Genomic DNA, 26087 nt, shown 5'->3' with positions numbered 1-26087 from the left:
CATTTCGGGCGTATTCTTACAGTTGAATATTTCAATATGACAGAGGGTTGTTCCGGGAGCATTTTGCTTCTCGGAAACAGCCCTTTACTTGTCTTTTTTGGCATGCAGAGAAGAAAGGAAATGAAGTCCGGGACGTCGAATTAGTCGAAGCAGACGAATATGCTGGCCCTGAACGCATCCATCGAAGCCGCCAAAGCGGGGGATCAGGGAAAAGGCTTTGCCGTGGTCGCTTCCGAAGTTCGCAAGCTGGCGGAAGGGTCGGAGAAATCGGCTCACCAAATTGAAGAGCTGATCGGAGGCATTCAGGCGGAAGTGCGCCGTGCCCAGAATTCGATGGAGAATGCTAAAAAAGGCGTTGAAGAAGGAATTGTGGCCGTGGACATTTCCGGGCGCTCCTTCTCGCGAATCCGTAAAGCGGTTCGGGGAACAGGCGAAAAAATTGAAGGCGTCCTAACGTCGGCACAGGATTTGGCCGACGGTGCGCGCCGGGTAACCGGATCGATGAGCGATATTCGTTTCGTGGCCGAGGAGGTTACCGGAAATACGCAAACCATTTCGGCGGCTGCCGAACAGCAACTCGCCTCGATGGAGGAGATTGCATCTTCTTCGGCGGAGCTGTCGCGGATGGCCGCGCAGCTTCAGGAGTTGGCCGGAAAATTTTAAAGTACAGAAAATTTAGACCTTTTTCGTCGCAATGTGAGGGGCTGTTCTTAAGCAAAGTTTGCTTAGGGACAGCCTCATTTGATAAGCATTTACTTCCTTCCTCCCGTCGTTTAATCTGGAACTAACAATAATGCGGCCGCCGCCGGCCTTGAAACAGGAGGGAACTAAATGGCACGTAGATTGGAAGGGAAAAGAATTGCGCTCACCGGGCCGCGCCGTGCAGAGGAGCTCGGCAAACTGGTCGAAAATTTGGGAGGCATTCCTTTGTACAGACCGGCACAAGGGACCGTGCTGCTGAACGATCTTGATCTGCGGAACGGTCTTGTCTCTTGGGTGAGTCACCCGCCGGAATGGTCCATTTTTACGACAGGGATGGGAATAGACGCCTTGTTCGACATGGCCGAGGATATGGGAGTCGCACAAGACCTGTGGGACATTCTCCGGGGCAGCCGGATTGCGGCAAGAGGGTATAAAACAGCGAACGTTCTGAAAAAACGCCAGCTCTCCCCGCTTGTACGGGATGATGATGGCAGTACGGAAGGTTTGATCCGCGGTCTGGGTGAACATGAGTTTCAAGGTAAAGACGTCATTTTGCAGCTTCACGGCGATCCTGCTCCCCGGCTGGTGACCTGGCTTGAAGAACAGGGAGCGGTTTGCAGGCAACTTCTTCCGTACCGGCACATCGCCCCACCGCGGGAGGAGCTTGATCAGCTGCTCTCGGATTTGACCGAGGGCAGGGTGGACGCGGTCACCTTTACGAGCGGACCGCAGGTCCGGTTTCTGTTGGAGCATGCTGCCGATCAGGGAAAACGCGAAGCGCTGATGGAGGCTCTGCAGGGTCCCGTCATGGCAGTAGCGGTCGGCAAAGTCACGGCGCAAGGGCTGTTTGAGGCGGGCGTTCCTCGCGTGGTGGCTCCACGCGAGGAACGCATGGGCAGCATGATGATTGAACTGGCCCGGTATTACGCCGGAGAAGCGGAGCCGCTGCCGGGCGCCGGAAAAGCCGCTTCGGACGGCGATGAACAGAACTAGGTAAAAATTGGCGAAACCATGGGTATTACTATGGTAAGGATGCATGCTATTCGATCCCTAAAACGGCTTAGAAAGGATGTTAATCATGAGCGATTTATTAAAGAAGGCCATCTCCTTGGGATGGGGACTTACGATTGTCAGCAAAGAGAAGGTGGAAAGCCTTGTGGACGATTTGGTAAAACGCGGCGAGCTCGCCCCTTCGGAATCCAAGCAGCTTGTAGAGCGTCTGATCGATAAGGGAGAGGAAGAACAAAACCGCTTCAAGGAACTGGTGAACGAACAAGTAAGATCCGTGCTGCAATCCATGGGGCTTGTCTCGGCAAAAGAAGTGGAGGAATTGACGCGGCGGGTGGCGGAGCTGGAAATCAAGCTCGCCGAGCTGCAGCAGCCGTAGGCCATGGGCATCCGTGTCCGGCATTCCGGCCGTTATCGTGAGATCGCCATGGCGCTGGGGCGCCATGGCTTCGGCTATATGGCCGAAGAAATCGGACTGACCCGGCTTTTTGCCGTTCCGCTCCGCTGGATCCACAAGGAGGAACATAGCAGCCTGACGCTGGGAGAGAGAATTCGGCTTGTGCTGGAGGAACTTGGCCCGACCTTTATTAAACTGGGCCAACTCGCCAGTACACGCTCCGATTTGCTTCCCAGAGTCTATTATCGCGGAACTTGTTAAGCTCCAGGATCAGGTGCCGCCGTTTTCGGCGACGGAGTCGCTGGCCATTATCGAGCAGGAATTCGGAATGCCCGCTGCTGAATTGCTGGAGCGGTTTGATGAAAAGCCTATTGCCGCCGCTTCCATAGGACAAGTCCACAAGGGGCGGCTCGTCACCGGCGAGGCCGTGGCCATAAAAATTCAGCGGCCCGGCGTCGTACCCCAAGTCGAGCGTGACCTCGACATTCTCAAAAATTTGACGGCGTTGGCTCAAAGGCACTGGCCGTGGGTAAGCCGGTATCAAATTCCGCAAATGGTGAACGAGTTCTCCAGATCGATCAGGGCTGAATTGGACTACAGCATTGAAGGCCGGAATATGGAGAAAATCCGCAGGCAATTTTTGGACAGCGAGGAGATTTGCATCCCGACAGTCCATTGGCACTGCTCCACGTCAAGAGTGTTGACGATGGATTACGTGGAGGGAGTCCACTTGAATCGTCTTGAAGAACTGCAGCAAGGCGGCTTCGAACCTCGCGAAATTGCTGAGCGGCTGGTAAATGCGATGCTGCAGCAGATTTTTTCGGGCGGTTATTTTCATGCCGATCCTCATCCCGGCAATTTGCTGGCAACACGGGACGGCAAGCTGGCCTTTATCGATTTCGGGATGATCGGTCGCTTAAACGCCGAAATGAGAGATCACCTGTCTTCGCTCGTGATTGCCTTGATGCGTCGTAGTAACGAGGGGATGTTGAGGGCGATATTACGGATGGGCTTACTGGAGGAAACTCGCGATTTGGACAGCTTACGCACCGATTTGGAACGGCTTCGTGACCGCTACTATGATATTCCGTTCTCGGAAATCAGCATTGGGGAAGCCTTGAACGATCTGTTTGGTACCGCTCAGCGACACCGGATCATTTTACCGCCTGATTTGCTCCTGCTCGGCAAGGCGCTGCTTACCGTGGAGGGCGTCGCGATCAGCCTGGACCCGGAACTGCGGATTCTCGATTTGGCGGAACCCTTCGGCAAGAAGCTGCTGCGCGAGAGATTATCAGGCCGACGATTAGGGAAGCAGGCGTTCGACGGAGCTGTTGATCTGGCTGAAGCGCTGACGGGATTCCCGAAGCAGGTAAACCGTCTGTTAACCTTGATCGGCAAAGGTAAATTAAAGATGGATATGAGCATTCCCGAAATGGAGATTTTTATGAAAAAGTTTGACCAAATCGGGAACCGGCTTTCCTTTAGCATTGTGCTGCTGGCATTCAGCATTATTATGGTCGGACTCATTATCGGCTCGTCATTAACCCGTATGCCCACCCTGCTTTGGAACATTCCCGCCATCGAAATCGGCTTCGTCGTCGCGTTTCTGATGGTGGTCTGGCTGCTCTACTCTATTTTTCGGTCAGGCAGATTTTGAAGCTGCACGGTCAATCAAGGCCCCGCATCTGCGGGGTTTTGTCATAGAATATGGAATAAACTTGCCGGCCGGACAGTATTTCGGGCAAATCTCTGTTACAATAAGAAGGCCCGCTTTTAGAACCCGAACAACCGGGGCAAAATGTGACCATACAATGCGGGTCAATAACTAATGAGGTGAACTTTTTTGACAACTTTTCAGAAAATGGGCCTATCGAAGGCCGTTTTACAAATATTGCAGGACCAAGGGATCGTGAATCCCACGCCGGTCCAGGAAAAGGCGATACCGGAACTGCTCGCAGGCGAGGATGTCATCGTTCAGGCGCAAACGGGGACCGGCAAAACGCTGGCGTTCCTCCTGCCGATCATGGAGAAAATCCGCGCCGACCGCCCGGAAGCACAAGCGCTGATCATTACGCCGACGCGCGAACTCGCGATCCAGATTACCGCAGAGGCGCGTAAACTGGCGGCCGCTCACGAAGGCATGTCCGTGCTCGCCGCTTACGGCGGGCAGGATGTAGAGCGCCAGCTCCGCAAGCTCCAGAACGGGACGCAGCTCGTCATCGGCACGCCGGGCCGGCTGCTGGATCATTTACGCCGCGGCTCGTTGACGCTGGGTGCCGTCCGGATGCTCGTGCTGGATGAAGCGGATCAAATGCTGCATATGGGTTTTCTGGCCGAGGTGGAGGAGATTATCCGCCTTGTTCCGCGCAGCCGTCAAACGATGCTGTTTTCAGCGACGATGCCCGATAATGTAAAGCGTCTGGCCAAGACATATATGCAGCAGCCCCGTGACATCCGGATCGCCGAAACCTCGCGTGTGACGCTGGACAGCATCCGGCAAATCGTCGTCGAATGCACGGACCGGAACAAGCAGGACGCGCTGATTACGATGATCCGTCAGGACCGTCCTTACCTCGCGGTGATTTTCTGCCGCACGAAACGCCGGGCCAGCACGCTGAACGAGGCATTGCAGGAGGCTGGTTTCGCTTCGGACGAACTGCATGGTGATCTGTCGCAGTCCAAACGCGAGCAGGTGATGCGCGCATTCCGCGACGCCAAGTTGGAGCTGCTGGTGGCGACGGACGTGGCCGCCCGCGGGATCGACGTCGAAGGCGTGACGCATGTGTTTAATTACGACATTCCGCAGGACGTCGATAGTTACATTCACCGTATCGGCCGGACGGGCCGGGCCGGGGAAAAAGGCATCGCCGTCACGTTCGCGGCCCCGAAGGACGTGGAAGCGCTCCGGAACATCGAGCGCGGCATCTCCTTGCGCTTGAAGCGGCAGCGGTACGAGAAGAGCGGCGTGACGGACGTAGGCGGCGGCGGGCCGCAAAGCCGTTCCGGCAGTGATTCCCAGGAGCGCAGCAGCCGGGGTAAGGGCAGCGGAGCCGGCAGTCGCAGCGGGCGACGCAGCGAGAACGCGGCGGATGGCCGGCGGAAGCCGGGCACAGCAGGCGGCAGACCGGGCGGCTCGGGACAAGGCGGACGCGGCCAAGGCGGCGGCGCGAAGCGGGGCCCCGGATCTGCATCCGGTCGCGGCGGGCGCGAACAGGGAAGCGGAGGACGCCGGGGATCGGGACGGAATGACGGCGGTCGTCGTGGACGTTCGTAGGTCAGATTTCGTCGGATCGAGCCAAATTTTTTTGACAATTATAAATTATTGGACCCTATAGATTTGATTACCAGCAACCTAACTGAGTGTAAATGCGTTTTGTATATGGATAATAGAAAGAGAACACAGGCGGGAGGAATTCATCATGAAACATCGGAGTGGTTGGGGAGCGGTAGGGACTGCTCTTATCCTTATGCTTGTCGCCGTTTTGTTTACAGGTTGCGCTAGTAATACCGCCGGATCTCAAACCGCGAATCAGACGCAGGAAGCGGGAGTCAACGATACGGAAAACGCAGGACCGGACAATGGGGCGGATGCCGGGAACACCCCGGTGACTAATGGCGATGCCAATAGCGGTACCGGTCACGATAACAATAACGGTACTGATAACGCGAAAGATGGAGATGGCGACGGCGAAAAGACCGGAAATGGTGACAATGCCGGTACGAAAGGTAACGGTTCTTCGCCTGACGGCCAAAGCAATGCAGGCAATTCCGGCGACGGAAGCCAGGCGGCGGCTGCCGATGCGGATAGCGTAGCCGTACTGGTCAACAAGGAATTCGCTCTGCCTGAGGATCACAAGCCTGATGATCTCGTCTATCCGGATGTGCGGTTTACATTCAAGGAAAAAATCGAGAAACGGATGATGCGCAGCGAGGCCGCTTCCGCGTTAGAGAAATTGTTTGCCGGCGCCGAGAAGGATGGAATCTACCTGGCTGGCGTATCCGCATATCGTTCCCATAGCAGGCAGACGTCCTTATTTAACCGGTATGTAAAAAAGGACGGGCTGGAAAAAGCTAAAACCTACAGCGCCGTGCCTGGACACAGTGAGCATGAGACCGGTCTGGCCATCGACGTATCGGGCAGTGACGGCAAATGCGCCGCCGAGGATTGCTTCGGAGATACCGAGGAAGCCGAATGGCTGGCGAAACATGCGCCGGAATACGGTTTTATTATCCGTTATCCTGACGGCAAAGAGGATATTACCGGTTATAAATACGAGCCATGGCATCTGCGTTATGTAGGCACGGAAATTGCAGCAGATATCGCGGACCGGGATATTACGCTGGAAGAGTATTATGATGCCGTGCCGGTTTCAGCCAATCCCTGAGCGCGGTGCGATAAGGATATGGCAGTGATTCATGAACCTTCGGGGTGGGTTATGTAGTAACGAACTTGATGATCCATAACTCCATAACTCCGAAGGAGGCGTACTGCATGTCCGAGCACAATCACGTGGTCAACAAGGAAGGCGAAACGGCGCTGGGTAGGGTGGATGATGCCCTGAACCGGATGGGCGATGAGCGGAAGGATGAAATTCTGGGTAGCTTTGACACATTCAAAAAGTACTTGAGCGAACGGATCGAACTTGCACAGAAAATTGGTTTAAGCGAGGAAACGATGGCACAGGCGGCTGAGAAAATCGGCGATTACCTGACTGCCAAGGAGGAGCCCCGAAACCGGGAAGAGAAGCTGTTGCAAGAATTGTGGAGAGCCGGAGACCAGAAACATCGTCATGCGCTTGCTCATATGCTGGTGCGGCTGGCGCAAGATGTTCATTGAACCCAATTTCATAGGATAAAGACAAAATGGACGCCTGAAAAGGCGTCTTTTTGCATCATGCGTACATAAATTCCTGTTGACAAGTGATAATGATTATCAGTATCTTTAAAAAGTAGCATATTAACGAAAAGCTTCGGACCTCATGGATCAAGGTCATTATAGAAAGGAAGATGGTCATGGCATCGTTGAAGACCTCTCATTTGGATATCGCGTACGAGGACCGGCTGATTGTCCAGGATTTGAATATATCGATTCCCCAAGGGAAGATTACGGCTCTGGTCGGGGCCAACGGATCGGGAAAATCGACGATATTGAAGACGATGGCCCGGATTCTGCAGCCTAAAGGAGGCAGCGTACTGCTCGACGGGAAGTCGATTCATAAGCAGTCGACCCGGGAAGTCGCCAAGCAGCTCGCGATTTTGCCGCAAAATCCAACCGCTCCGGAAGGTCTGTCGGTGTATGAATTGGTGTCTTACGGCCGGTTTCCGCATCAAAAAGGGTTTGGGGGATTAAAAGCGGAAGATCGTCAGATTATCGACTGGGCGATCGAGGCGACCCGGATGAATGAATTTAGCGATCGCGCTCTGGAACAGTTGTCCGGCGGACAGCGGCAACGGGCATGGATTGCCATGGCGTTGGCGCAGGAAACGGATATTTTGTTCCTCGATGAGCCGACGACATTTTTGGATATGGCGCATCAGTTGGAAGTATTGCAGCTCCTCGAAGAATTGAATGCCGAATCGAGCCGGACGATCGTCATGGTTGTCCACGATTTGAACCACGCCGCGCGATACGCACATCATATGATCGCGATCAAGAAGGGCGAGGCGGTGGCCGTAGGTGTCCCTGAAGAAGTCGTTACTTCCGATGTCCTGCGCGAGGTATTCGGTATTGAAGCGGATATTGTAACGGATCCGCGCAGCGGAGTTCCGCTTTGTCTTCCTTACGAGCTGTACCGTGCAGCGACGGAAGGAAAGGTGCGGTCCGGCAAAAAAGGAGATTTGGCCCAGAAGGTTGCTTCGATCCTGTAAGGGAAGTTGCCGGTTATATTACAGGAGGCGAAGTTATGAATATTGATTTCGGGTTGCTCGATCGGGCTCTTTCCGTTGTCACGGAAAAAAGAGAGAATGCCTTGTTAACGATTCCGGCGGAAATGCTGCCGGATCGTGAGCAGGCGGAGCGTCTGCTTACATTCTATCAAGAGCAAATCAAAGGGCGGGATATCCAGGTCGCTGCCACCTATTATGCGGCATGCTGGCGGGTCATCCCTGCGGCTATTCTGTATATGATCTCGAGTTGCGAGGGGAGCGTGGACTGGTCGCTCAAAAACCTCATTATTCAGATCGACATTGTGAATGGATATCCGCGGTTTTTCTTCGTACTGAAGGATTCCGCCGAGAACCCTTGGCCTTCGAAAGAACGGGAGGAATGGCGCGGCGAGGTCTTGGGATCTTTTGTGAGGGATACGCTCCGGCCCGTGCTAGAAACGGCTGCGGCGATTTCGGGACTCCCGGTGGCGCAGCTGTGGGGGCAAATGCCGCTTGGCGTTGAATTTTATCTGGATTATATGGGTAACCAGATTGAGAATCCCTCCTGTAAGGAAATATTTAAGGCACAATACGCTTATTTGGCCAGAATCCTGGATGCAGCGTGGTTCGGTTTGAAGCGGAATCCTTTTGACTTGAAGGAGATCTGGATCAATGACCCGTATCGTCCCGGCGAGCAAACCCGGATGAAGCCGACTTGCTGCCTGGCTTATCGGACAGACACGGGGCATGGCTATTGCTACGGTTGTCCAAAGTTGTCGAAAAGTGACCGCGAAGCCAAGCGAAAAGAAATCATGGCTGCCGCTAAAGCGTCATCGTAGCCATAATGATTTACATAAAAAAGGGGTGCGCAGAATGAAGAAGATGAAATTGCTGAAGATCATGGTCACCGTAACGTGCCTCTGCCTGGTGCTGGCCGCTTGCGGGAACGCGAAAAATTCGAACGGCTCACAGCCGTCCAATAACGGAGGAAATACAAGCAATACCGCAGAACAAGATCAAAATGCCGCGAATTCAGGAGATCAGGACAACGGAGTCCGCTCCATCAAGCATGTGCTCGGGACGGCCGATATCGAAGGAACACCGACCCGGATCGTTGCGCTGGAATTCACCTATGCCGAGGATCTGGTAGCTTTGGGCGTTCAGCCGGTCGGAGTAGCCGACGTGAAAGGGTATAAAACGTGGGTGAATACAAATCCGGGACTGGATGACAGCGTGGAGGACGTAGGAACCCGTCAAGAGCCTAACCTGGAGGCGATCATGGCTCTGGATCCTGACCTGATCATTACGGCCGATTACCGTTCCAAAGACATTTACGACAAACTGGCGGATATCGCGCCTACGATTGCTTTCTCCCCTTACCAGGATGAGAACGGCGTAAACCAGTATCAAGAAATGATCGATACTTTTAATACGATTGCCGATGTGGTAGGCAAGCAGGAAGAAGCTAAGCAAGTACTGGCCGGACTGGACGAAGCGTATCAGGCCGCGGCGGAGAAGATTAAGGCAGCAGGCAAGGAGAACGCCGAATTCACGCTCGTGCAGGCATTCAGCAACCAAAATTCGCCGGTATTCCGTATTTTCACGGACAATTCTATGGCAGTTCAAATCCTGAATAAGATCGGGCTGCAAAACGCGAATAAAGAACCGGCGTATGAACTATACGGTTATTCGGAAAAATCGGTGGAGGCTTTCCCTGCACTTCAGGATTCCAATTTCCTGTATATCGTGCAGGCTGATGACAATGTGTTTGAAACGCATTTGAAGGAGAATCAGGTCTGGAAAAACCTGAGTTTTGTAAAAGAGAACCGCACCTATGCGTTAGGGGGAGACTCGTGGGTGTTCGGCGGACCGCTGTCGGCGAAAACGATCGTGGATAAAGCCGTGTCCGTATTGGCGCCATGAGTATCGATCTCAGTCCGGCAAAGCCAGAAGCCGGAACCCGTCAGAAGCGAACCTCCCGGGGTTCGCTTCTTCTTGTGTTTGTTGCCGGGCCGGTCATTCTTGCGCTGCTGCTGTGCATTCAAATCACCCAAGGCACGGCCGGAATTTCGCTGCCGCTGATTCGCGAAGCACTGTTCCACCCGGTGCTGGATGATCCGCTGCAGCAAATCGTGCGCGGGGTGAGGCTACCCCGGGCACTGATCGGGGCGCTTGCGGGAGCGGCGCTGTCCGTGGCCGGCGTCCTTCTCCAGACGCTGACGCGCAATCCCTTGGCGTCAGCCGGAACGCTCGGAATTAACGCAGGGGCCTATCTCGCCGTCGTGGCAGCCACGATCTTTTTCCCGTCCCTGATGGGCGGTTTCCCGTTGCTGACGGCGATGGCCGGGGGAATGCTCGCAGGCGCGATCGTGTTCCTGATGGCCGGGCAGAAGCGGAGTGCACCGGTACGGCTCGCCCTTGGCGGAATGTCGCTGACGCTGGTGCTGTCTTCGCTAACCGGTACATTGCAATTGCTGTTCGAAAATGAAACCGCCGGCCTGTTTCTGTGGGGCTCCGGTTCGCTTATTCAGAACGACTGGCACAATGTGGCGACCATCTGGCCGTGGGTTCTCGGCGGTCTGCTGCTGTCGGTTTTATTCAGCCGTAATCTCGACATCCTGCTGATGGACGACGAGGTCGGCAAATCGCTCGGCCAGCGCATTGGCCTGACTCGCACGGTCAGTGTGCTGACGGCCGTATTGCTGGCCGCGGTGACGGTGAGCGCCGTGGGGCCGATCGGCTTTGTCGGCCTGATCGCGCCGCATTTGCTGCGGCTGATGGGCCTGCACCGCCATCGGTTGCTGATCCCCGGCGCAGCCATTTGGGGCGCGATCGTACTGGTCGCGGCCGACCTGGCCGTACTGTTGCTGGAGCCGGCATTCGGCCTGCTGCCGGCCGGCTCCGCTACGGCGGCGCTCGGCGCGCCGTGGCTCATTTGGCTCGTGTACCGCATGAAGCCGTCGCGCGGCGACGTGCAGGGCGCTACCTCCGGCATGGGCGCGGGCTTCCGGCGCGCATTGCCTTATCCCGCCCTGCTGGCGGGCGCAGGGCTTCTGTTGCTGCTCGCACTGGGCGCCGGCCTCGTCTTCGGCGGCAAAACCGTGCCGCTGCCGGACGTCTGGGCCGCCTTGACGGGCGAGGCCAGCAAGATCACCAGTTATATGGTGATCGAGACCCGCCTGCCCCGTCTGCTGGTGGCGGCCCTCGCCGGCGCTTCGCTCGCCGTGAGCGGCACGCTGCTGCAGGGCGTCGTGCGCAATCCGCTCGCCGATCCTTCGGTTATCGGCGTCACTTCCGGCGCAGGGCTTGGCGCGCTCATCTTCTTGATCCTGCTGCCGCAGTTGCCGGGCTCGCTCGTACCGGCGGCTGCCTTTACAGGCGCTCTCGGCGCAGCGCTGGTCATCTTCGCGATCAGCCGCAAAGGAGGCATGCAGCCGGCAAAGGTGGCTCTGATCGGCATGGCCGTCTCCGCCTTCGGTTCCGCGGGCATCCAGGCGCTCGTCGTTAAGGCGCAGCTGCGCGTCGCCTCGGCGCTGACCTGGCTTTCGGGCAGCACGTACGCCCGCGGCTGGGACGATCTCGGCTGGCTGTTCATCTGGCCGCTCGTACTGCTGCCGCTCGCCTGGTGGCTGGCCCGCCGCCTTGACCTGCTCGCGCTCGGCGATGCCTCCGCGATCAATCTCGGCGTCTCCGCCGAGCGGACGCGCCTGCTCGGCGGCCTGCTTGGCGCGGCGCTTGCCGCTTCGGCCGTCGCGACGGTCGGCACCGTCGGCTTCGTCGGCCTGCTGGCGCCGCATGCGGCCCGGCTGCTCGTGCCGAACGCAAACCGCAAGCTGACGGTACTCTCGGCCCTGCTAGGGGCCGTGTTCCTGGTGCTTGCGGACATCGTCGGCCGCGTGCTGCTCGCGCCGAAGGAAATCCCGTCCGGCTTGGTCGTTGCTCTGCTCGGCGCGCCGTACTTCCTGTGGCTGATGCGGTCCGCCGGTACGCGGTCCACCTCCGGCTCCAAGTAAAAGCGAGAACCCGACTGGCTTGCGCTGGTCGGGTTTTTTGTATGTTGTTCCTTAGTGCATTATATTAAGAGCTTGCCCGTAGGAGGGCGTTAAGCATAGGAGGCCCGCTCATTGGAGTTATTTCAATGAGGCAGGGTTAAGTGCTACTTCGATTATCTTGATTGATTGGTCATCTCCACGCTGCATTTACTTCCCAGGGAGTGGTTATTTTTTCGAATACTCGAAAACAATAAGCGGAACGCAATTTGCAACTGTTTCCGGAAGACAGGGTAGACGAGAAGAGATTGAAAAGCAAATACTTAAAATTGTGAATATTTTTCGAAATGCGAATTTACCTCTTGCAATGTGAAAAATGTCACACTATAATAAGGGTATTAGGTGAACAAAATCACAATCTTTTAAAATTGTAAGTAAAAAAAATCACAAATAAACCCCGATATAAAAAATGAAACTAGACTGAGGGGACATTAGGAGGAAGAAACCATGAAAGTAGCAGTTATCGGATGTACTCACGCAGGAACAGCAGCCATTGTCAATACAGCCAAGCTTTACCCGGATGCGGAAATCACGGTGTATGAGCGTAATGATAACATTTCGTTTCTGTCGTGCGGGATCGCCCTTTACGTAGGCGGCATGGTTAAAGATCCTCAAGGATTGTTCTATTCGTCGCCGGAGCAACTCGCCGAGCTGGGTGTTAAAACAAACATGCGCCATGAAGTGACTTCGGTGGATGCAGCCGGGAAAACGCTGCGAGCGCGCAACTTGACTACCGGCGAAGAGTTTAATGATTCGTTCGACAAGCTGATCGTTACGACTGGTTCGTGGCCGATCGTACCGAAGTTTGAAGGCATTGAGCTGGAAAATATTTTGCTCTCGAAAAACTTCAATCATTCGAACACGATCATCGAGAAGGCGCAGCAAGCTAAAAACATCGTGGTTGTAGGCGCAGGTTATATCGGCGTCGAACTGGTCGAGGCGTTCCAGTTAAATGGCAAACAGGTAACGCTGATCGATGCGGAGGATCGCATTTTGAGCAAGTATTTGGATGCTGAATATACGGATAAAATCGAGGAGTCGCTCCGCGAACACGGAATTACTCTTGCTTTAGGCGAGAAAGTTACAAGATTCACAGGCGAAAACGGCAAAGTGGCTCGAGTGGTCACGGACCGCGGCCAATACAACGCCGACCTTGTTATTATGTGCATCGGTTTCCGGCCGAACACCGAACTGCTCAAAGGGCAAGTCGATATGCTCGGCAACGGCGCGATCATCGTGGATGAATATATGCGGACCAGCGCGCCGGACGTGTATGCGGCAGGCGATAGCTGCGCGGTTTTCTATAACCCGACGAAGAAGCATGCCTACATTCCGCTCGCAACCAACGCGGTCCGGATGGGAACGCTGGTAGCCCGCAACCTGGTGGCGCCAACCGTGAAGTATATGGGAACCCAAGGGACTTCGGGCATTAAAATTTACGAGGACAACATTGCGGGAACCGGGATGACGGAAGCTTCGGCCAAGGAAGCCGGAATCGATGCGGAAGCGGTTATGATTACCGATAACTACCGTCCGGAGTTTATGCCGACGCATGAACCTGTGATGCTGAAAGTAGTTTATGAAAAGGCAACAAGACGCATTCTGGGTGCTCAGATCATGTCGAAGGTGGACTTGACGCAATCGATCAACACTATCTCGGTTTGCATTCAGAACGGCATGAAGATGGAAGAGCTTGCGTTCGTCGATTTCTTCTTCCAGCCGCATTACAACAAACCATGGAACTTCCTGAACAGCGCAGGCCTTGGAGCGTTGCCGCAAGTGCCGGAACGCGAAACGGTTCAAGCTTAACCTTCTTAATATATATGATTTAGTCTCGAACAGCCGCCGCAGGATTTAATTCCGGAGGGGGCTGTTTTCTTTTTTACATACATTTGTCAGGTAGAACATGCCAATGTGAGTGTGAAAAAATTCACTATATGTAAGCGGTGTCGTGACTTATGTTACTTATTGGACGGTAAGGCTCAAGTTACAATAACAGTGGAACAGGGGAGTTTACAAACAAGTCTTAAAGGAGAATGAATGATGGCTTACAATAAACCCGATCAAATTGCCAAAGTGACGGTTGAGATGGGTGTCAAAAAAGCGCACAATCCATTGTTGACGGTTTTGATCCTTGGATTTCTGGGCGGCGCCTTTATCGCCCTCGGATTCTTGCTTGATATACGCGTTATTGCAGGAGCTCCGAAAGAATGGGGCAGCTTCGCGACCTTTATCGGCGCGGCAGTGTTCCCGGTCGGACTGATTCTGGTGCTGCTTGCCGGCGGGGAATTGCTGACGGGGAATATGATGGCGGTGCCGTTATCCCGGATGGCCAAGAAAATAACGACTGGCGAAATGTGCAAAAACCTGGTGCTGATTACAATCAGCAACTTTGTGGGTGCCCTGTTTGTCGCTTACTTCTTCGGGCATGTCGTCGGATTAACCTCCAGCGGGGTATATTTGGAGAAACTCGTGGATATGGCGGGACATAAACTGGATGACAGCTTTCTTCAAGCTTTTGTGTCGGGGATCGGCTGTAACTGGCTCGTCGCGCTTGCCGTATGGCTCTCCTATGGCGCGGATAATATGAGCGGTAAAATTCTCGGGATCTGGTTTCCGACCATGGCGTTCGTCGCGATCGGGTTCCAGCACGTTGTTGCCAATATGTTTTTGATTCCTGCGGCCATATTCGAAGGGTATTTCTCCTGGGGAGAATATTTCAAAAATTTCGTACCTGTATGGCTGGGAAATCTGACGGGCGGCGCCCTGTTTGTGTCCGCAGCTTACTGGATGGCCTATTTGAAAGACAAGGGTGCATCGGCTGCTTCGCCGGGCGAACATGCGGCGGGAAACGTAGCTGCAACCACCAACAAATCGGCTTAACCGGAATATTTGCATAGATAGATCAATAAGGCTGCTGCCTCTTAATGGGGGGCAGCTTTTTTATGTTTGTAGGGTATGCCGCCGCTGCGGTTTCCAACTACACTCACTATCTCTCACGTGTCTCCCCGCCCTGCGAGCTGTACGCGCTTTTCCACCTTCCTCCCAGTAGACAGGGACGGGGCTTTTTTCTACAATAAATGAATCAGGAGGGGATGGTTGCATGATCCGAGAGGAGAACGGAATATTTCCCGCGGTGTGTCCGCTTGATTGCCCGGATACCTGTGGTTTGCTATTGCATAAAGAGAACGGAAAAATCGTGAAAGTAACGGGGAATCCCGATCACCCCATTACGCAGGGTGCGATCTGCAACAAAGTGCGGAACATGGCCGAGCGGGTTTATCATCCGGAGCGTGTACTGCATCCGATGAGACGTATTGGCGCAAAAGGCGAGGGTAAATTTGAAGTCATTAGCTGGGACGAAGCGATCGCGGAAATTGCCGGTCGGTATCGGAAACTGATTCGGGAGCACGGACCCGAAAGCATTTTGCCGTACAACTTTTACGGAAATATGGGGATTCTTAGCGTGGAAGGGATGGACAAGCGGTTTTTCAACCGGCTGGGGTCTTCCAAGCTGCATCGGGCAATTTGCACGGCGGCGGGAAATACCGGCTGGAACTACACGATGGGCTTTGGCGGAGGCACCAGTCCGGAGGATACGGTAAAAGCGAAGCTGATCATTGTGTGGGGCGGCAATCTAGTAAGCACGAATATGCATCAGATTGCTCTGATCGAGAAGGCTCGGAAGCAGGGTGCGAAGCTGGTGGTGATCGACGTTCACCGCAACCGTACCGGGCAAAGAGCCGACTGGTTCATCCCGCTTTATCCGGGGACGGACAGCGCGTTGGCGCTCGGGATGATGCATGTGCTGTTTGCACGGAACCTAGTGAATGAAGGGTTCCTTAAACGATATACCATTGGCCATGAAGAGCTCCGCGAACATGTGAAAACCTATACGCCGGAGCGCGTGTCGGCGATTACCGGGGTGCCCGCCGGAGATATTGAAGCCCTGGCGGTGATGTATGCGGAGACTTCTCCCGCTTACATTCATATGGGCAACGGGCTTCAGCACCATGACAACGGCGGGATGGCGATCCGCACGATCAGCTGCCTGCCGGCGCTGACCGGCCAGTGGCTTGTCCCGGGCGGCGGCGCGTTCAAGTCGAATGGCGCTTATGCCAATATGAATTCGGAAGCGCTGGAACTTCCGGATTTAAGGCAAGATGACCATGTCCGGACGATCAACATGAACCGGATCGGTGAAGCGCTGCTAACCCTGGATCCGCCGATTCGGGCCATGTTCGTTTACTGCTCGAACCCGGCTGTGGTTGCGCCGGATACGGGCAAGGTCGAGCGGGGATTAAGCCGGGAAGACTTGTTTATGGTAGTCCATGATTTATTCCTGACCGATACGGCCAAGTATGCGGACATCGTGCTGCCGGCAACATCGACCTTTGAGAATACGGATCTGTACAGCTCGTACTGGCATCACTATGTTCAGCTTCAGGAGCCGGTCATTCCGGCACGGGGCGAGAGCAAGAGCAATGTGGAAGTGTTCCGCCTGCTGGCTGAGGCCATGGGCTTTGAAGAAGAAGCCTTCCGGGATACGGAAGAAGATATGATCCGGCAGGCGCTGGATTTTTCGGAGAATCCTTATCTGGATGGGATTACGCTGGAGGGCTTAAAGGAACATCGAATGGTTAAGCTGGACATGCGGCATCAGAAGCACTATCTTGATACGCTCTCGACGCCTTCCGGCAAAATCGAATTGTATTCGGCGAAAATGGCGGAGGCCGGGCTTCCTCCGTTGCCGACGTACATCCCGCTTCAAGAAGGATACGACGGAGAGAACCGGCCCGGGGAGAAGGCGACTTATCCGCTCATGTTCGTTTCGCCGCCGAATCACAGCTTTTTGAACTCGACCTTCGGCAATGTGGAGAAGCTGAAAGCGCTGGAGAAAAGCCCGCTGCTGCAAATCCATCCGGAGGATGCGGCGGCGCGCGGCATTGAGGACGGCGACGAGGTCGTTGTCTGGAACGACAGGGGCAGCTACCAAGTTAAAGCTGCTGTCGAAAGCAAAATGCTGCCGGGCACGGTAGTAAGCCAGGGCTTATGGTGGGAGCAGGGCGGCCAGCGGCGCCGCGTTAACGCCCTTACGCCAGACCGGCTCGCCGACATGGGCGGCGGGGCCGTCTTTTTCTCAACCGTTGTCGATGTAAAGCGTCAATAAATGTACTTGCGAAATTCGGCCCATTTAAGCGATACTATGATAATCTGGGCTGCAAATACTTACATTCACTGATAAAAATGGCGGTGACAAGGAAGCCTGAAGGGGGCTTCCTTGTCACTTTTTCTATAGTCTTCAGAAATTAACGGGTGTTAAGGGCTTAGCAAGGGGGGAGAGATAGAGAATGAAATGGTTACAGTCTTATCCGCGAGAAGTAAAGATATTTCTTGTCGCCAGTCTGATCAGCTCGGCCGGAGGGTCTTTGATGTGGCCGCTGATCACAATGTTCGTGTTCAAGGTGCTGGGACGGACGGTCACGGATGCCGGTCTGGTGATCCTGGTCATGTCACTGGGCGGCATCGCCGGGCAAGTTCTCGGAGGCTCGTTATATCATAAACTGGGCGTGAAAAAGCTCATCGTCGGCGGCGTGGGGCTAAACGCGCTGTTCCTGCTTCTGCTCCCGCTCGGTAGCGGGAATTGGTCCTTGTTTATGCTGCTTATGGGGCTGATCGGCTTCTTTAACGCTATGTCCATGCCGGCCATTCAGGCTTTTATCGGCTTCCGTTTTGCGGAGCGGCGGGGAGAATTGTTTAATGTCATCTATGTTGCGAACAATATTGGGGTAGCGCTGGGAACCGCGCTCAGCGGATTTTTGGCCCGCATTTCCTATGATATGAGTTTTATTTTAAACGGAACGATTTCGGCGGCATTTGCGGTTTTCTTCTGGATTTATTTGAACAAGGTTCAAAAAAACGAGGGAACCATGCATCTCGAAAAACGCAAATCAACCCCGGAAGGGCAGGATACCTGGAAGTTGTTGAGCCGTTACAACGTGTATCTCTTTATGGGCATAGGTTCCTTCTTTCTATGGCTCGGCAATTGTGTCTGGAACAACGGGGTGTCGCCGTTTACGATTTCCAAAGGGATGCCGGAATGGAATTACAGTATTCTCTGGACGCTGAACGGGGTGTTGATCTTTGTCGGGCAGCCGTTTATTCTTTGGATCAAGCGGACCTTTGCCGGATCGGCCGAAGCGCAATTAACGGCTAGCGCGATATTTTACATGCTGGGTTATGTATCGATCTTAGGTTTCCATACTTATCCTGGGATGGTGTTTGCCATGGTGTTGACCACCTTCGGGGAAATGCTGATTTCTCCGGCGATTCCTTCGTTCATTTCGGACCGGACGGGCAAGTCGGCGCCGTTCTATCTGGGCGTGGTCGGTGGGATGGGCGCCGCGGGCAGAGTGGTGGGCCCTTACGCTATGGGCGTCTTGTTCGACTGGAACGGGCTCATACCGGTAGCATGGCTCGCGGTTACGATCTCCGTGCTGGCTGTGATTGCGTTCCTGGTTCATGCGTATATGAACCGTGATGCCAAGAGCGAAATCACGCATGCAGCGTAGGCCTGCATTTTTGTGTATAATCTGATTTAACTCACTTATAGTTTTGTTGGACGGAAAGGAAGTGGGAACCTGTGTCCGATTCCATCTGGATTCGATTGTCGCAAATGGGCGATGCGGGAGCGCTTATGGAGCTTGACTCACTGGTTTGGGACGAGCACTCGACCCCGGCGCAAATTGAATGGAAGTCCCGGGAGCATTATTTGCAGAAATGCCCGCCGGGGAGTCAGCTCATCGCCGGGATTGGCGAGGAGATTTGCGGGTATTTGGGATTTGATTCTCCGACTCCCTTGGAGAGCAATCGCCATGTGTACGACATTAATATCGCCATTCATCCCTCGTACCAGAGACGCGGCGTAGGGCGCAAGCTGATGGAGGCCGTCAAGCAACATGCCGCCGGGCAAGGGATCCGCAAGCTCTCTTTGCGCGTTCTCGCCAGCAATTCGGAGGCGTTCGCTTTTTATCAAAGCTGCGGATTTATGGAGCAAGGCCGGCTTGTCGAAGAATTTTACCTGGACGGGCAGTATGTCGATGACATTTTGATGTGGTGTCCCGTAGAAGCGCATTGAACATTTGACGAGATATCGGTATATTTATAAGAAGAAAAATCGGAGAATATGAATCAGAGATTCCATGAACGGAAAGGTTGATCACCGTGGAGAACAACAACTATACCCCTCCCAATTTCATCAAAAACGTTATTACCGAAGATTTGAAAAACGGCATAGTGGAGACGGTCGTGACCCGTTTCCCGCCGGAGCCGAACGGATACCTGCATATCGGGCATGCCAAGGCGATCTGGATTAACTTTACGCTGGCCGATGAATTCGGCGGCCGGACGAATTTACGGTTCGATGACACGAACCCGGTCAAAGAGGACATCGAATACGTCAACTCCATCAAGGAGGATGTGAAGTGGCTCGGTTTTGACTGGGAGGAGCTTCGCTTCGCATCGGACTATTTTGAAGAAATGTATAATCGTGCGGTCGTGCTGATCAATAAGGGCAAGGCGTATGTGGACGATCTCAGCGCCGATCAAATCCGCGAGACGCGCGGAACGCTGACCGAACCGGGGCAAAACAGCCCGTACCGGGACCGTTCGGTCGAAGAAAACCTGGACCTGTTCGCGCGGATGCGTGCCGGCGAGTTCAAGGACGGAGAAAAGGTGCTCCGCGCCAAGATCGATATGGCTTCCCCGAACATCAATCTCCGGGACCCGGTTATCTATCGGATCGTACATGCTTCCCATCACAATACCGGCGACAGATGGTGCATTTATCCGATGTATACGTTCGCCCATCCGTTAGAGGATGCGATTGAAGGCGTGACGCACTCCCTTTGCTCCACCGAGTTCGAGGATCAACGCCCGTTCTATGATTGGGTGATCGCCGAGACGGAAATGACGAGCGTACCGCGTCAGTATGAGTTTGGACGGCTCAATCTGGAGCAAACCGTAACGAGTAAGCGGAAGCTGAAAATGCTCGTTGACGAAGGGGTTGTCGACGGCTGGGACGATCCGCGCATGCCGACGATTTCGGGTCTTCGCCGCCGGGGTTATACGCCGGAAGCAATCAAGTCCTTCGTGTTTGAGACAGGGATATCCAAAGCGTACGGCTCCGTCGATCTGAAAATGCTGGAGCATTTTATCCGGGAGGACCTGAAACTGAAAGCACCGCGCACGATGGCGGTCGTCGATCCGCTGAAGGTGGTCATTACGAATTATCCGGAGGGGCAAACGGAACTGCTTGAAGCTGAAAACAACAGTGAAAACGAAGAGATGGGCAACCGTCAAATTCCGTTTTCCCGCGAAATTTATATCGAACGCGAAGACTTTATGGAGAATCCGCCGAGCAAGTACTTCCGGCTGTTCCCCGGCAACGAAGTCCGTTTGAAACACGCTTACTTCATTAAGTGTAACGACGTGATTAAAGATGAGAATGGCAATGTGGTGGAAATCCATTGCACCTATGATCCGGAAACCAAGAGCGGCAGCGGATTTACCGGCCGTAAGGTCAAGGGCACGATCCATTGGGTAGAAGCCAGCCAGGCGGTACCGGCCGAATTCCGGCTGTACGAGCCGCTGATTCTGGACGAAGAGCCGGATGAAGAGGGCGCGGAGGAGAAACCATTCCTGGAACGGATCAACCCGAACTCGCTGACTATCATGCACGGCTTTGTGGAGCCGGGAATGAAGGATGCGCAGCCGCAAGACAAATTTCAATTTTTCCGTCACGGCTATTTCAACGTCGATTCCAAATACTCGACCCCGGGACATCCGGTGTTCAACCTCATCGTATCGCTCAAAAGCTCGTTTCAACTGCCTAAATAATCTGCTGCGCTTGAAACCGCGGATAAGTAAAAAGAACCCTCAATATCGCTGTAATAGCGGTATTGAAGGTTCTTTATTTTTGACGATCCTTTTATACCGTATCCCGCTCGATCAAGCGAAAGCGGAACTCCTCCGTGACAGTAGGCAGGCCCGGATGGAGAATTCGGCTATGAACGGCATTCATATTTCGGGCGTACTGGAGGCGTTCGATCGAAGTTACGGACACGCCGGCAGCTTCGGTGATTTGCTTGATATTGGCCAACGGCGGGACCTCCTTGTCGATGATCAAGACCTGTTTATGCAATTCATAAATTTATATGAGAATTTTTTATTAATTCTTGATCTGAAATGCATTTCATAGTGTACACTTGAGACGAGAGCTTGACAGATCCCCCGGGGTAATTTGTCAGGCAGGCTCTCAGCAAGAAAACAGAGCTCTGGCGGCGGCGTAACCACCCGGATTTCCGGGCGGGCGTGACGCCGTCCGGAGCTTGTTTTCTTATTTGCATGCAAACTCTATAAAATGCAACAAATCCGGCTCCTGCAAGGAACCGGACCGCCTTTTCATTAGGATATCAAACTTCTTCTTTTTGAGGAATGACGGGCGAATACCCGTTTTTGCGGATTTTACGCCACATGAGGCCGAACCCCAGCGCACCGATGAGCGCGAGGGCCACCCCCATTTTATACATGATAACAGGGCCGAAATTTTGGAAGATCCATCCCCCGAGCAGGCCTGCGATAACTCCCGACATTCCGCTCAGGGCAAAGGCGTAAACGGCTTGTCCGGCAGATCGCAGCGGCCGCGGCAAGAACAAGGCGGTAAGCTTGGTTCCGACATAGAAGAAACCGCCGAAGGTTACGGCGTGCAAGATCTGGATGAGAATTATTTGAATCGGCGAAGTTGCCTCCGCCATCAAATTCCAGCGCAGCGCGAACAATAAGCTGACAAACGTCAGGCAGGCCATAAGGTACGTCATTTTACGCTTTAGGAAGCGACTTAGCAGAACGAAAGCGAGCACCTCGAAGATGGTTGACAGAAATACCGCGCCGCCAACCTGAAACCGTGACCCACCGAGATCACTGATGAACAACGGCATAAAGATACCGTTGATCGAGTTGGGAATCGAAACCAGCATACCGAAAATAACGAAGGCAAGAAAATATTTATTTTGTAACGTGTGTCGGATTTCCGTCGACGAAATCCAAGGCGTATTAGTCGATTGGTTGATCGACGGCAATAGTAGGGCGGATCCGGTCGCCAGCATCAAGGTGATACTGAAGAGCAGTGATATTCCGTTTTGACCTACACTGTCGATTATCGGTCCGGCCGTCAGAGCGATGAAGGTCCAGCCTAGAGAGCCCCAAAGCCGATAAGTGCCGAATTTACGTCCGTTGTTTCCGATATAGCCCAGGGTCAGACTGTTGGTTTGCGCCAGCAGCGGACTTTGGAAAAAGAAGAGCAAGACCATCGATAAATATAACATATGGTAGGTGTTTGCCTTAAAAACGAGATGGCCCATGACTAATAATCCCGTCATCATCAGCAACAGAACCACGCGGATATTTTGGCCGCGGTCGCTTAAATGCCGCCAAAAAGGATGGGCCAGCAGAGAGATAAACGGACCGATGGCCATCAGGCTGCCGATCTCCATCTTGTCCATGCCGATGTCTTGCAAATATAATTGAAAAAAGGCGGCAAAAATAACCATGGTTCCGTAAATGAAAAAGTTGAGTAGCCCCAAGGGCAATTTAGATGAAGACGAGAATTGGGTGTTTTCCCGCAAGCGCGCCATTCCTTTCTGTCCGACTCCAGTTCGTTCTTTGCATCTATTAATTTCGTAAAGTGATTATGTTCTCAATGTAACACACAGATGAAAGGGGATACAAACCATCTTCTTTTTGTTTTTCCAGTATTTGTTTTTGAAAGGGGGAGATTCTGATCAAGATTACGGCTATTATTCTTGCCGGTGGGAGATCAAGCCGGATGGGACAAAATAAAGCGCTCCTTCCGGTGGGCGGTGTTCCGGTCATTGAGAGACTGATTCGCGAGCTGGAGGAGGTTGCCGCAGAGATCCTTATCGCGGGGGGCTCTCAGCCGGAAGCCTACAATCATTTAGGAAAAGATGTAATTTCGGACGTCTTTCCTGGCTTGGGCCCATTAGCCGGTTTGCACGCCGGACTACAGGCTGCCTCTACTTCCTGGAGCCTCACGGTGGCATGCGACATGCCTTTTGCCAACAGGGATGTGTTCCAGTGGTTGGCAGAACGGGCTCTGCTGGCTGAGGAGGGTCAAAAAAGAGACACTGTGAGCGGCGAAGCGGGCAGCGCGTTAGAGGCCGTTATCCCGATAGTGCAAGGACAGGTTCAGCCGCTGCTCGCGTCATACCGCCGTAGCGTACTGCCGGGCTTGGAAAGGGAACTGCAAGCAGGGAATTTAAAGCTGACCCGGTGGACTGAAGCGCTGCGGGCCGAATATGTGAATGGCTTTGCGCTGGCCGCGGCTGCAGGAATGCCGCAAGAGCGGATTCCTTTCAATATGAACCGGCCCGGGGACTATCGGCAGGCGTTGGACTGGTTGGATGCTTCAACTGACAAAGGTAAGCATTGAGAAGCCGCTGAACCGGTTTCTATTTAACAAAATTACTTGTTAATATTTTGTCAAAAATATCACATAAAGCGCTTTCATTTTGCAGTATAATATGAAGTGAAGATACATGACCCCCTTAATCATGTGTCGGTATATGTACCTTGGATGATTTCCGGCGAGATAAGGAAGTCATCTTTTTTTAAATGGAGAATACATTTGTTGTGTCAGGATCGATGCATGTCGGCAAACCGCATGAATGAGCATTGAATCGGCAATGAATGATTTAAATCAGGGAGATGACCGATATGACCACGCTGTATAAGGAGCTTGTGCAAATCCCGGAAGAGCAAGCCAATTGGATGGGAATGAGAGGCTGGGTGTACCAGTTGCTTATGGATTTTCTAAGCCGTCCGCCGCGGATGTCGCTAATTGCCCAGTGGCGCAGAAGGGTCGAACTGAAGAATACAATTCCCATGTGCCAGGGTGGGAAGAGACTGAAGAGTTACCTGGAGAGCATTCCCGAAGAGAATTTCCGCCGCGTCTGTTATGAGGAGGCGGAAGAATTTGACCGTCTGTTTACGGGTCATAGCGCCAAAATCGCTGCTTGCGAAAGTCTGTTCCTTGCAAAAGAAAAAGGTGCCGACGCTTTTGTCTGCCTCTCGGAAATCCGGGACACTTATATGGAAAGCGGCGTGGTCTTTAATAAAATCTCCGGCGAACGTGACGATCATATTTCGCTGGAGCTGGAATTTATGGCGGTATTAAGCGAAGAGATGCTGGGTAAAGCGGACCTCCGCGAGAGCTGTCTTGAACTGACGGATGTGCAGATCCTGTTTCTTAAATCCCACCTTCTGAACTGGGCGCCTGCCTTTTCCGCCGAACTGGCCGCAACAACGACAAGCACGCTTTATGTCGGCCTGGCAGAACTGCTCGTCGAGTTTCTTGAGATAGATTTGGAGAACCTCTGCGCATGGAGGGAAATGCAAGGATAGCGCGGGGGGCTATTAAATTAAACAGCGGTTTTAATGGGAAATAACGTTAGATGATAAGCGATACTTGAAGATGATTACGCTTGAAGGTAGATATCGCGTGAAGATAGATAACGTTGGATGACTATCACGTTTGAAGATAAACAAAGCTTGATGAAAATTAAAGTTTGAAGATAATTGAGTTGTGAACGCCGGGGACATAGGTCTCCGGTGTTTTTACATGTTGGAGAAGGAGAAAAGGTCGTTATTCCCTGACAGTTACCGGTTGAATGGATATCGGAGAAAATTAGCTGTGGAACCTACAGTTAATTTTCTCGTTGAGCCGGATTTTGTGAAGATAACTGGAAAACCTGCAGTTAAATTTTGGTTAGTACGAGAATTCGACGACTTTGGCTCAAATTAGCTGGAGGCTTTCCAGTTAATTTGATAAGTTAGCCCAAAAGCCGAGCATTAACTGGAGAAAATCCAGTTAATGTTGTCCCCTTCTATCGAAAGCGGGTGCGAAAGGATCGGGGAACGGGATGGGGCAGAATTTTGGACGGGTATGTGAAGATTACGAGCAGGGACTGGAGTATGGACGGGTATGTGGAGATTACGAGCAAGAACAGGCGTGTGAAGATCAAGAGCAAGGACGGAATCGGAGTCTGATATCGAGGCGGAAACAGAGTCGGGAACTCAGTACAGAACACAGTCGGGAATAGTGTCGGGGAATCCTCCCCGCCCCGCTTTTTTGTTGTATAGATTAATTCAAATCATCTGCCGCAGAACCGCGACGGCGGAATTTCATAAGGAATTCGTACACGACCGGAACGATGACGAGCGTCAGCAAAGCGCCGATGGTGGCGAGCGCCCGTCATTAGGATCGGACGAAGCCGCGTAGCACCTGCTTCGAGCAGGGCTGCACGTGTTGAAAGCCCTTCGCGTTCCTTGCGAATGACGCGGTCGATGAGGACGATCCCGATCCGCATCAGAACGCCCATGAGAGCTGATACATTCAGAGTTTCGTCGCCGATTACCAGGCCGACCATGGCGCCGATAACGATGAACGGCAGCGAGAACAGGATCGTGAACGGTGCGAGTCCACCGCCGAACGTAACGACAAGAACAAAGTACACGATCGCGACCGCGGCAGCCATAGCAAGACCCAATTGGCCGAACTTATTGTTGATGTGTTCGGTTACCCCGCCGAAGCTGACGGTAACCCCTTCCGGTTTGTCCATGTCATCGATCTTGTCTTGCAGCGCACTGAATGCTTTTTGGACGTCGGTAGCGACGATTTTGGCACTGACCTCAACAACCATTTTACCGTCGATCCGCATAATCGAGTCCGGAGAGCTTCCCTTTCAACCTTGGCGACTTCCTTAATAGGCACTTCCATGCCGAGCGGGGAAGTCAGCGTCTCATTTTCCATGTCTTGAATGCTGGTACAAGCATTCTTTTCGGTTTCGATATAGACTTTATTATCTTTTCCGTTAAGCTTCACTTCGGTAAGTCCCGGACGCTCTCGCACCGGGCTTAGCTTCATAGCGATTTGCCCCGGAGTAAGACCCAGCGAGCTCAACTTTTGCTAATCCGCTACGAGCGTGTAT

At 53.4% G+C, this 26087-nt stretch carries 21 protein-coding genes and 1 pseudogene; 19 read left to right on the top strand and 3 right to left on the bottom strand.

What is annotated here, in order from left to right; translation table 11 throughout:
• Window positions 1-159 precede the first annotated feature (159 nt).
• From DFP94_RS15240 to DFP94_RS15160, 17 genes and pseudogenes are all read left to right on the top strand, one after another.
• Window positions 160-663, top strand: coding sequence for a methyl-accepting chemotaxis protein (locus DFP94_RS15240; RefSeq protein WP_114497323.1), 504 nt, complete (start codon window positions 160-162; stop codon window positions 661-663).
• Between the two features lie 168 nt (window positions 664-831).
• A complete protein-coding gene (locus DFP94_RS15235; RefSeq protein WP_114497322.1) occupies window positions 832-1695 on the top strand; it encodes a uroporphyrinogen-III synthase in 864 nt (287 codons plus the stop codon).
• Between the two features lie 85 nt (window positions 1696-1780).
• Complete coding sequence (locus DFP94_RS15230) at window positions 1781-2089, top strand: phasin family protein (RefSeq protein WP_114497321.1); 309 nt, start codon at window positions 1781-1783, stop codon at window positions 2087-2089.
• A gap of 3 nt (window positions 2090-2092) precedes the next feature.
• Window positions 2093-3764, top strand: a pseudogene (locus DFP94_RS15225) (AarF/UbiB family protein).
• 186 nt (window positions 3765-3950) lie between these two features.
• The gene (locus DFP94_RS15220; protein ID WP_114497320.1) at window positions 3951-5381 is read left to right on the top strand and encodes a DEAD/DEAH box helicase; all 1431 of its coding nucleotides are present in this window, start codon (window positions 3951-3953) and stop codon (window positions 5379-5381) included.
• A 145-nt stretch (window positions 5382-5526) separates the two neighbouring features.
• On the top strand, window positions 5527-6492 hold the full coding sequence (locus DFP94_RS15215; RefSeq protein WP_245954851.1) for a M15 family metallopeptidase: 966 nt from the start codon (window positions 5527-5529) through the stop codon (window positions 6490-6492).
• 107 nt (window positions 6493-6599) lie between these two features.
• Complete coding sequence (locus tag DFP94_RS15210) at window positions 6600-6944, top strand: DUF3243 domain-containing protein (protein ID WP_114497319.1); 345 nt, start codon at window positions 6600-6602, stop codon at window positions 6942-6944.
• A 176-nt stretch (window positions 6945-7120) separates the two neighbouring features.
• Window positions 7121-7975 (top strand): ABC transporter ATP-binding protein, encoded by an 855-nt coding sequence (locus DFP94_RS15205; protein WP_114497318.1) that lies wholly within the window; start codon window positions 7121-7123, stop codon window positions 7973-7975.
• Between the two features lie 35 nt (window positions 7976-8010).
• Window positions 8011-8811 carry a (2Fe-2S)-binding protein gene (locus DFP94_RS15200; RefSeq protein WP_114497317.1) on the top strand — a complete coding sequence of 267 codons (801 nt, stop codon included), beginning with the start codon at window positions 8011-8013 and terminating at the stop codon, window positions 8809-8811.
• Window positions 8812-8845: 34 nt separating this feature from the next.
• A complete protein-coding gene (locus DFP94_RS15195) occupies window positions 8846-9895 on the top strand; it encodes an ABC transporter substrate-binding protein (RefSeq protein WP_181873165.1) in 1050 nt (349 codons plus the stop codon).
• Between the two features lie 74 nt (window positions 9896-9969).
• On the top strand, window positions 9970-11985 hold the full coding sequence (locus DFP94_RS15190; RefSeq protein ID WP_114497352.1) for an iron ABC transporter permease: 2016 nt from the start codon (window positions 9970-9972) through the stop codon (window positions 11983-11985).
• A 483-nt stretch (window positions 11986-12468) separates the two neighbouring features.
• Window positions 12469-13830, top strand: coding sequence for an FAD-dependent oxidoreductase (locus DFP94_RS15185; RefSeq protein WP_114497316.1), 1362 nt, complete (start codon window positions 12469-12471; stop codon window positions 13828-13830).
• A 234-nt stretch (window positions 13831-14064) separates the two neighbouring features.
• Window positions 14065-14904, top strand: coding sequence for a formate/nitrite transporter family protein (locus DFP94_RS15180; protein ID WP_114497315.1), 840 nt, complete (start codon window positions 14065-14067; stop codon window positions 14902-14904).
• A gap of 220 nt (window positions 14905-15124) precedes the next feature.
• Complete coding sequence (locus DFP94_RS15175; RefSeq protein WP_114497314.1) at window positions 15125-17191, top strand: molybdopterin-containing oxidoreductase family protein; 2067 nt, start codon at window positions 15125-15127, stop codon at window positions 17189-17191.
• Window positions 17192-17372: 181 nt separating this feature from the next.
• Window positions 17373-18593: an MFS transporter gene (locus tag DFP94_RS15170; RefSeq protein WP_114497313.1), complete on the top strand. Its 1221-nt coding sequence runs from the start codon at window positions 17373-17375 to the stop codon at window positions 18591-18593.
• Between the two features lie 104 nt (window positions 18594-18697).
• Window positions 18698-19159: a GNAT family N-acetyltransferase gene (locus DFP94_RS15165; protein WP_114497351.1), complete on the top strand. Its 462-nt coding sequence runs from the start codon at window positions 18698-18700 to the stop codon at window positions 19157-19159.
• A 77-nt stretch (window positions 19160-19236) separates the two neighbouring features.
• The gene (locus DFP94_RS15160) at window positions 19237-20919 is read left to right on the top strand and encodes a glutamine--tRNA ligase/YqeY domain fusion protein (RefSeq protein ID WP_114497312.1); all 1683 of its coding nucleotides are present in this window, start codon (window positions 19237-19239) and stop codon (window positions 20917-20919) included.
• 91 nt (window positions 20920-21010) lie between these two features.
• On the opposite strand, the gene DFP94_RS25540 is transcribed toward DFP94_RS15160, so the two are convergent.
• Entirely contained in the window at window positions 21011-21181 is a 171-nt protein-coding gene (locus DFP94_RS25540) for a hypothetical protein (RefSeq protein WP_181873163.1), read from the bottom strand.
• A gap of 313 nt (window positions 21182-21494) precedes the next feature.
• Window positions 21495-22715 carry an MFS transporter gene (locus DFP94_RS15150; protein WP_114497310.1) on the bottom strand — a complete coding sequence of 407 codons (1221 nt, stop codon included), beginning with the start codon at window positions 22713-22715 and terminating at the stop codon, window positions 21495-21497.
• A gap of 140 nt (window positions 22716-22855) precedes the next feature.
• Here DFP94_RS15150 and mobA point away from each other — a divergent pair, with 140 nt between their 5' ends.
• Window positions 22856-23530, top strand: a complete 675-nt coding sequence (gene mobA / locus DFP94_RS15145) for a molybdenum cofactor guanylyltransferase (RefSeq protein WP_342768256.1) — start codon at window positions 22856-22858, stop codon at window positions 23528-23530.
• Window positions 23531-23814: 284 nt separating this feature from the next.
• Window positions 23815-24501, top strand: a complete 687-nt coding sequence (locus DFP94_RS15140) for a TorD/DmsD family molecular chaperone (protein WP_114497308.1) — start codon at window positions 23815-23817, stop codon at window positions 24499-24501.
• Between the two features lie 749 nt (window positions 24502-25250).
• On the opposite strand, the gene DFP94_RS26430 is transcribed toward DFP94_RS15140, so the two are convergent.
• On the bottom strand, window positions 25251-25817 hold the full coding sequence (locus DFP94_RS26430; RefSeq protein WP_342768253.1) for an efflux RND transporter permease subunit: 567 nt from the start codon (window positions 25815-25817) through the stop codon (window positions 25251-25253).
• Window positions 25818-26087 lie beyond the last annotated feature (270 nt).

The sequence above is a fragment of the Fontibacillus phaseoli genome, assembly GCF_003337355.1.
Taxonomy (GTDB): Bacteria; Bacillota; Bacilli; order Paenibacillales; family Paenibacillaceae; genus Fontibacillus; species Fontibacillus phaseoli.
Note: the sequence above shows the minus strand (reverse complement) of the source record. Positions and strands in the feature narration are given on the sequence as shown.

Bases quoted from the DNA above. Each gene is read 5' to 3' on its own strand.
- DFP94_RS15240 (WP_114497323.1), top strand. From the start codon at position 160: ATGCTGGCCCTGAACGCATCCATCGAAGCCGCCAAAGCGGGGGATCAG.
- DFP94_RS15235 (WP_114497322.1), top strand. From the start codon at position 832: ATGGCACGTAGATTGGAAGGGAAAAGAATTGCGCTCACCGGGCCGCGC.
- DFP94_RS15230 (WP_114497321.1), top strand. From the start codon at position 1,781: ATGAGCGATTTATTAAAGAAGGCCATCTCCTTGGGATGGGGACTTACG.
- DFP94_RS15215 (WP_245954851.1), top strand. From the start codon at position 5,527: ATGAAACATCGGAGTGGTTGGGGAGCGGTAGGGACTGCTCTTATCCTT.
- DFP94_RS15210 (WP_114497319.1), top strand. From the start codon at position 6,600: ATGTCCGAGCACAATCACGTGGTCAACAAGGAAGGCGAAACGGCGCTG.
- DFP94_RS15205 (WP_114497318.1), top strand. From the start codon at position 7,121: ATGGCATCGTTGAAGACCTCTCATTTGGATATCGCGTACGAGGACCGG.
- DFP94_RS15200 (WP_114497317.1), top strand. From the start codon at position 8,011: ATGAATATTGATTTCGGGTTGCTCGATCGGGCTCTTTCCGTTGTCACG.
- DFP94_RS15195 (WP_181873165.1), top strand. From the start codon at position 8,846: ATGAAGAAGATGAAATTGCTGAAGATCATGGTCACCGTAACGTGCCTC.
- DFP94_RS15185 (WP_114497316.1), top strand. From the start codon at position 12,469: ATGAAAGTAGCAGTTATCGGATGTACTCACGCAGGAACAGCAGCCATT.
- DFP94_RS15180 (WP_114497315.1), top strand. From the start codon at position 14,065: ATGGCTTACAATAAACCCGATCAAATTGCCAAAGTGACGGTTGAGATG.
- DFP94_RS15175 (WP_114497314.1), top strand. From the start codon at position 15,125: ATGATCCGAGAGGAGAACGGAATATTTCCCGCGGTGTGTCCGCTTGAT.
- DFP94_RS15170 (WP_114497313.1), top strand. From the start codon at position 17,373: ATGAAATGGTTACAGTCTTATCCGCGAGAAGTAAAGATATTTCTTGTC.
- DFP94_RS15165 (WP_114497351.1), top strand. From the start codon at position 18,698: ATGGGCGATGCGGGAGCGCTTATGGAGCTTGACTCACTGGTTTGGGAC.
- DFP94_RS15150 (WP_114497310.1), bottom strand. From the start codon at position 22,715: ATGGCGCGCTTGCGGGAAAACACCCAATTCTCGTCTTCATCTAAATTG.
- DFP94_RS15140 (WP_114497308.1), top strand. From the start codon at position 23,815: ATGACCACGCTGTATAAGGAGCTTGTGCAAATCCCGGAAGAGCAAGCC.
- DFP94_RS26430 (WP_342768253.1), bottom strand. From the start codon at position 25,817: ATGCGGATCGACGGTAAAATGGTTGTTGAGGTCAGTGCCAAAATCGTC.